Origin of the sequence: Lactobacillus helveticus DSM 20075 = CGMCC 1.1877 (genome assembly GCF_000160855.1) — a bacterium.
Taxonomy (GTDB): domain Bacteria; phylum Bacillota; class Bacilli; order Lactobacillales; family Lactobacillaceae; genus Lactobacillus; species Lactobacillus helveticus.
The window spans coordinates 272,040-278,686 of record NZ_GG700753.1; the positions used below are offsets into that span (position 1 = coordinate 272,040).

5 protein-coding genes and 2 pseudogenes are annotated in these 6,647 nt (G+C 35.7%); 2 read left to right on the top strand and 5 right to left on the bottom strand.

Annotated features, from left to right (window positions below):
* Window positions 1–16: 16 nt before the first annotated feature.
* Window positions 17–937: an aldo/keto reductase gene (locus HMPREF0518_RS04900; protein ID WP_003626713.1), complete on the bottom strand. Its 921-nt coding sequence runs from the start codon at window positions 935–937 to the stop codon at window positions 17–19.
* A 138-nt stretch (window positions 938–1,075) separates the two neighbouring features.
* Between HMPREF0518_RS04900 and HMPREF0518_RS04905 the strand changes: the two genes are divergently transcribed.
* Window positions 1,076–2,005, top strand: coding sequence for a nucleoside hydrolase (locus HMPREF0518_RS04905; protein WP_003626714.1), 930 nt, complete (start codon window positions 1,076–1,078; stop codon window positions 2,003–2,005).
* A gap of 62 nt (window positions 2,006–2,067) precedes the next feature.
* On the opposite strand, the gene HMPREF0518_RS04910 is transcribed toward HMPREF0518_RS04905, so the two are convergent.
* Together HMPREF0518_RS04910 and HMPREF0518_RS04915 are read right to left on the bottom strand one after the other, a co-directional pair.
* Window positions 2,068–2,583, bottom strand: a complete 516-nt coding sequence (locus HMPREF0518_RS04910) for an SA1002 family membrane protein (protein WP_003626716.1) — start codon at window positions 2,581–2,583, stop codon at window positions 2,068–2,070.
* Between the two features lie 10 nt (window positions 2,584–2,593).
* Window positions 2,594–2,863: pseudogene (locus HMPREF0518_RS04915) on the bottom strand (FMN-binding protein).
* Between the two features lie 326 nt (window positions 2,864–3,189).
* Between HMPREF0518_RS04915 and HMPREF0518_RS04920 the strand changes: the two are divergent.
* Complete coding sequence (locus tag HMPREF0518_RS04920) at window positions 3,190–4,800, top strand: Mbeg1-like protein (protein ID WP_003626719.1); 1,611 nt, start codon at window positions 3,190–3,192, stop codon at window positions 4,798–4,800.
* A gap of 43 nt (window positions 4,801–4,843) precedes the next feature.
* On the opposite strand, the pseudogene HMPREF0518_RS04925 reads toward HMPREF0518_RS04920, so the two are convergent.
* Window positions 4,844–5,467, bottom strand: a pseudogene (locus tag HMPREF0518_RS04925) (NUDIX hydrolase N-terminal domain-containing protein).
* 8 nt (window positions 5,468–5,475) lie between these two features.
* Window positions 5,476–6,558, bottom strand: coding sequence for a serine hydrolase domain-containing protein (locus tag HMPREF0518_RS04930; protein WP_020829128.1), 1,083 nt, complete (start codon window positions 6,556–6,558; stop codon window positions 5,476–5,478).
* Window positions 6,559–6,647 lie beyond the last annotated feature (89 nt).

Sequence of the window (6,647 nt, forward strand, 5' to 3'; positions counted from 1 at the left end):
ATGCTTTTTTAACTCATCATGGCAAATCATTGCCAGCTGCTAAATACAGATCATACCATTCCTGTTTGGTTAACTGAATGTCGCTACCAGCTGCGGAATCCGCAATATGCTTAGGATTCATGGAGCCAACTAAAATCTGTATTTGTCCAGGACAACGCAGAATCCAACTAGCAGCAATTGCATTTTTACCTACTTGATAATGCTCAGCTAACTTTTCTAATTCTTCATTCAGCTGAGGGAACTTCGGATTATTGATGAACGTCCCTTCAAACATCCCATATTGGAATGGTGACCAGCACTGCAAAGTTATTTTGTCCCTTAATAAATAATTCCACGTTTGTCCATCATGATCTACTGATTTTTCATCAGTCATATTACTATGAACAATGCTATCAAGCATCCCCGTATGCATTAAACCGAATTGCAATTGATCAAACATAATTGGCTGGGTCACTGCTGTTTTAAGCAATTCAATCTCACTAACGTTAAAGTTAGACACTCCAAAGAAGCGAACCTTTCCTTGGGCTTGCAATGTATCAAAAGCCTCTGCCACTTCTTCCAGATTCATCAAAATATCAGGTCGATGCAAAACTAAACTATCTAAGTAATCGATTTGCATTCTTTCTAAGATACCATCTACAGCAGTTAAAATATGCTTTTTAGAAAAATCATAACGTTTTCCTGGCACAATACCTGTTTTAGATTGGATAAACAACTTATCTCGGCTGATCTTAGTTTGCTTCAATGCCTGACCAAAAATGGTCTCTGATTTTCCTCCGCCATATATATCAGCTGAATCGATAAAATTAATTCCTTCCCCATAAGCTGCACTAATTGCATCCGCCGCTTCTGTTACGCTTTTTTGATCCATCCGCATAATGCCAAGCGCCATAGCTGGAATAGAGAGCGTGGATGGTCCCATTTTTATTTGTTTCATAATTTTTGCCTTTCTAAGTATTTCAATATTCTTATTATAAGATTAATGTAAGCGGTTTTGCTAATATTTCAAATTAAAATTCTTTTTGTTAATTAGACCATGCTAAAATGAAGGTAATTAGTTAGAAAGGTTCAAAAAATGAAACAAATATATTTTAACCATGATGGTAACATTGACGATTTAGTATCTTACCTGCTTCTTTTGCAGGCTCCTGATATCAAATTATTAGGTGTCGGTGCAATTGATGCAGACGGTTTTATCGATCCTTCTGTTGCAGCATGCCGCAAGATGACTGATCTCTTTAACTTGCGCGGAGATGAATTGGCTGTAGCACGTTCAAACTCAAGAGCTGTCAACCAATTCCCACACGATTGGCGTATGGCTACCTACTCTTTTAACTATTTACCTATTTTGAACGAAAAGGGTTCAGTCGATACCCCGCAAGCTGAATTGCCTGCTCACCTTGATATGGTTGAGAAACTTAAGCATGCAAAAGAACCCGTCACTTTAATCATGACTGGTCCTTTAACAGACTTGGCACGTGCTCTTGACGTTGATCCAGATATCGAACAACATATTAAGAAGCTTTACTGGATGGGCGGCTCTCTTGATGGTCATGGTAACGTAGCTATGGTTAACGCAGATGGCAGCCAAGAATGGAATTCATTCTGGGATCCATACGCTGTTAAGCGCGTCTTTGATTCTAATATTCCTATTCAAATGGTGGGACTTGAAAGTACTGAAGAAATTCCATTAAATGATGAATTACGTCACCACTGGGCAAGTTTACATAAATACCCAGCAATGGATTTAATTGGTCAAGGCTACAGCTTGATTATTTCGATTCCTTCCGCTGAACTTTACCTTTGGGATGTACTTACTACTGTCAGTGCTTTATACCCAGAAGTTGTTGAGACTGAAAAGGCTAAGGCAACGGTCATTACCGACGGCATGAGTGCTGGTAGCTTTAGACGTGATCCTAACGGCCGTGAAGTTGACATCGTTATTAAGGCAAATAAGGAGTTATTCTTCCAAAAGATGGATGAAATTCTTGAAAGAACTAAATAATCTCACTGTATATAAAGAAAGCATCCCAATTTAGGGGATGCTTTTTACTTAACTTATTTTTATTATATTGCTTTAATAAACTTTTTATACAGAACTACAGCAATCCATGCCGAAATAAATGATGGCAAAATAACCACAACTGTCAAATTAGGATCCAAGAAATTACCTACTCGAATGAAATGCGTAATCGAACTAATATGCTTAATATTGCTGAAGATTGCCTGGTAAACCGTCACATAGATAAGCGACCATTGAATGTAATATTCAACTAAAGTCAAAGTCGTAGTCGAGAATTTAAATACATGGGCGGCCAGACGCATGCCCCAATAGATAAACATCCCGGAAAGCACCACAAATGCAACTAGCAGTAAGAAAAGGTTGCCCAAGTTTACATGATCCTTATTCTGCATTAACAGATACGCAATTATGAAAAAGAGCAAAAAATTAATCGTACTGAAGAAAATTTGGACAATAAATAAAATTGCCGCCTTCAGGAATTCAAATTTATGCTCTGATCGAAAAAGCGCAATTATCAATACGATAATTGCACCTATAACAAAATACGTTGTAACGTGCATTAATCTTCCTCTACTTTGTCGCCTGTTTTAAAGCATCTGCGACGGCTTCTTTAACCCCATTCGAAGTAAAAGTTGCCCACTTACAGCATCAATATCTGCAGATTGATTAGTCAAAATCTCATTTTTTTAATTGCTTTTCTGCTTTTTGACCATATTGTGGAGTTTCCGTAGATAAATCTAAATCTACGGCAGCAATTTTTTGATCTTTAATAGTTAATTTTGCTTTAACAAATCCTGCCATGCCTCTTGCCTCACCATCATATGTTCCATCTTTTAACATAAAAATTCCCCTTTTAAAATAAAAAACACTCTTATATACATTGTACATATATATGAGAGTATTTTCTTGAAAAAATATGAAGATATTATCATAAGTATACCATTAATCATCGATAACTGATATACTTATGTGCGGGTTATAATTTCTATAAGTCCTTATTATAATCCATCCTTGGCAGGTAGTTGAATCCCCTTCTACCTGCTTTTTATTACAGCATATAATAACAACTGTTGTTAAATAACTAAAAAAGTTTTTTTACGCTATCTCTCAACAGTTACGTTAGAATTGTAAAGGGAGTTATAGTTTTTCAATTGAAGAGGTAAAACATGTATCCAGATAATAATATTCTTACATATTTAAAATGGCGTGGAGACATTGACTTTAGTACATCGCCTTTCAATGATATTGATGCACTTGTTTTATCTATTTTTTCTTATCTTGAATTGCACGATATTGTTAGTGGCGATGCTAAAACAATTACGGTGGACGAAGCTGCTAAATTATACTTTGCCGATGATCACCCACGCAATGATAACTTGCAATATCAAGAATTATTTAAATTAATGGCTCAGGCTGAACGCTTTAAAAATGCACGCCTATCCTACTTTGTTAGTACGTTAACTGAACACACTCAGTTTAGTGCTATCAAGATTGAATTGACCGATGGAACTAATTTTATCGCCTTTCGTGGTACTGACGATTCACTTGTTGGTTGGAAAGAAGACTTTGAAATTAGTTTCAGGATCACAGTTGCACAAAAGCAAGCAGTCAAACTACTTGAGCGCATTTTAAAGGCGGATGATCAAGATTATTATCTTGGTGGTCACTCTAAAGGTGGCAATTTAGCCGAATATGCAGCCATTAATACCGAGCCTAAGCTTCGTAAGCGAATCAAACGTATCTACACTTTCGACTCTCCTGGCATTGCCGAGGAAGTCGGCGCACAGCTTCCTTTAAAATATTTGCAAAATACATTAAGAAGATTCGTGCCAGAGTTCAGTGTTATCGGGCGCCTATTTGAACCTGAAGGCATTCATCCTACTATTGTTAACAGTACTCGCAATAACTTGAGTCAACATGATGCCTTTAGTTGGCAAATCATTGGTTCTAGTTTTGATACTAAACGGCATAGAAATCCACAATCCAAGGTTTACAACCAACTGATTAACCAATGGATTGGAAATGCCACACTTGAGGAACGAGAAGCTTTGACTAACGATCTCTTTTCTGCCTTAGGAGCAGGAGGTGCCACCAAGATTAACGAATTAGACAAAAATGGGTTTGGCGGTTTTGGCGCTATTCTTTTATCATTTACTAATTCTTCTCGTAGAACTCGATTTGTCTTTGGCTCTTTATTTTCATCAATTTGGCAAACAATTAAAAGTCGTCATTTGACTAAAGTATTATTCTCAACTGATACAATTGTCGGTTGGATCCTAGTTGTGCTAGGTATTATCAGTTTAACAATGCCACAATATGCATTACGTGCATTCGGAGCTTTAGTAGCATTCGCCGGAATCGGTTTTAGTGTTCACCACATCTTGGATACTGCTAATTCCAGCTTAAAAGCAAAACAAAAACAATTCTTCATTATTTCTTATCTAGTTGTTTTTGCCCTCTCTACGGCTTTGATTTCTAATAACCGTTTATTAATTTTCTTAGCACACTATTTCTTAGGACTATTTTTAATTATTTATTCCTATGTCAGATTACGACAATTAATTCTTCACAGAATTTCTGGAGTTTTTCATATTACGGTTGTAGCAACTGAAGCAGTCATCGCATTTGCTCTAGGAATTATCGTTATAGTCAATCCACGAGCATTCGATCGCAAATCCATCCTCATTATGGGAATTTTGTTAATCATCTATGGTTTCTTTAAACTAATTGGTGAATTATTTGAACAGCGACCGAAGATGCCAAAAAAGCACAGATAAAAAAGCAAGATGGTTTGTTTGATACATTCCATCTTGCTTTTTATTAGTCAAAAATAGTTTGCCAATTAGGATCTTTAGAAGCCTCATAGCACATTATTATTTGTTCAGGCGTATTACGATCAATCGACAGCTTAGGTAAATTATCTAATGAAAAGTAGCGACAATCTGTAGTTTCCGTGTTCTTCTCAAATTCACCGCCTAATACCTTGCAAAGATAAAAAGCCTTCATAATTCCAGTAGCCAAAATAGGTTTATTATGCTTGTTACGGTCTTGCAAAGCTATTAATTTAATCGGCTTAACATCCCTACCTGATTCTTCTTCGGCTTCCTTAATACAGTTTTCTTCTGTAGAAAGATTAGCTTCGCACCAGCCACCTGGAAGTGACCAATCATCTGTTAATTTTTCATGAACCAATAAGATTTTATCAGATTTAAAAATCGCCGCTCTAATTTTTATCTTAGGGGTTTGATAGCCTTCATCACCGCAAAACAGGGTTTTAACTTTTTCAATCGGCATCCCCGTCTTAGCAGTCATCATCGCTGCCGCAATTTGACGAATCTGTTCATACCGTTCACGATCAAACACATCATGACCATATTTCAAGCCATTTTGAGCAATGCTCTGTAGTTCAACTGCTCAATCAGTAAATTTATCCCCAGTTTTCATTTTTACCTCTATCTTCTAATAAAAGTACCAGACTTAATATGTTTCAAAATACTGTAGCCTACACTTTTGATTTGATTTTTACTACCATATGGCTGATTCAAAAACATCACAATTCCATTTTTATTGTCTGTAGTAAGCTGCATCCAATTGGTAAAATGAGTATCACCAAAATTGCCATAGGCTAACTTTAGTTTACCGCCATTTTTCAAATAATAGCCACCAGAGTATGTATTAACTTTTGATTTCAAATGGCTCAAGTAATTAAACTGTTTTTCAGTTAAAATCTTGCCATTATGCAATCCTTGTTGAATCTTATAATAATCACTAGCTGTAGAGAATAAGTTCCCTGCACCTGGCAATTGCAAAACTACGTACTTATTAGCATAAGATGCACTTTGATAGTTTTTACCATGACGGTATAAGTAAGAAATAGCATCTGTTTTTGAACGAGGAATATTTTGATAAATATATGTATGTTTCAAATGAAGTGGCTTAACAATTCTGCTTTTGACGTTAGCAGCATAAGACTTGCCTGTTACTTTACGAATGATGCCTGCTAGAAGAACATAATTAGCATTATTATAATTAAAGCTTGCACGCTTGGTTCTAGCTGTCGCATTTGCCTTAGCAATCGTCCAATTAATTGCACCCTTTTCAGAGAAATTAATACCGTGACTCGATTCGGTTCCAATTACATTAATTCCTGAAGTATGAGTCATTAATTGACCAACTGTAATATACTTAGAATGTTTTAATTTTGGATACCAACGCGAAATTTTGGTATTTTGCGAAAATTTCTTTTGATAAATTAACTGAGTAATAATTGCCGCTGTGATAGATTTTTGCAATGAACCAACAGGATATAGTAATTTCTTATTACCATTTTTAATTTTACGTCTGTAATAACCATAGCCAACATTAACTGTCTGACGATGTCCATCTTTTACAATTTCAATTGTGCCCAGTAAATGATGCTTATTCATTGTCTTAATAGCATACTTACGCAATTGACTATTAGAATAAGTCTTAGCATTAACTGTTGTGCTATTACCTAAAAAAATAAACGAAGATAAAAATGCAATGGCTAACATTATCTTTTTTGACTTCAATCTAAAAATCCCCCTCTGCCATTTAATCCTGAAATATTCTACCACAAAATTAAAAGCACAAATATTGCCTA